This window comes from Halorubrum sp. SP3 (assembly GCF_005435195.1).
Lineage (GTDB): Archaea > Halobacteriota > Halobacteria > Halobacteriales > Haloferacaceae > Halorubrum > Halorubrum sodomense.
Genome location: NZ_SGTU01000349.1, coordinates 1 through 471, shown reverse-complemented (window position 1 = coordinate 471; position 471 = coordinate 1). Strand labels below are relative to the sequence as shown.

Sequence of the window (471 nt, the reverse complement as noted above, 5' to 3'; positions counted from 1 at the left end):
TTTCTGGGAGACCGGGTCCGTCGTCGCAGACACGGAGTTCAACCCACTCGTTTTCAGCCGGGGTGACCTCAACATTAATCGTAGCGTCAGTATCAGCCTTAGCTGCGTTCTCCACAAGTTCTCGGACAGCGTCAAGCAGTATCGCCGGCACTTGTGTTGACGCGTCAACTGATATGTCAGTTGAAATAGTCGCGGTGGGGTACTGTTCGTTGATTGGAGCCACAGCGTCCTCAATTAGTGACCCGGGATTAACACCAGCTACTTTGTTTGATTGTCGAGATGCTTGGCGTATCTGTTTTACACGATCAGTCATTGACTCCCACTTGTCAAATATCCGTTCGAGCGTTGCGAGGTGTTCGGCACGCGTGCTCGGCTCTGGCTCCTCACTCATTTGCTGTGCCCAGCCACGAAGTTTTGATAGGTCATTTCGCATGTTGTGCCGCATCACCCGGTGGATGACATCAATATGCT

Annotated in this window: 1 protein-coding gene; it reads right to left on the bottom strand. The window is 52.0% G+C overall.

Features of this window, described 5'->3' with window-relative positions:
• The coding region (locus EXE42_RS16825; protein WP_199240802.1) for a HAMP domain-containing histidine kinase at positions 1-391 on the bottom strand (391 nt) is incomplete at its 3' end.
• Positions 392-471 lie beyond the last annotated feature (80 nt).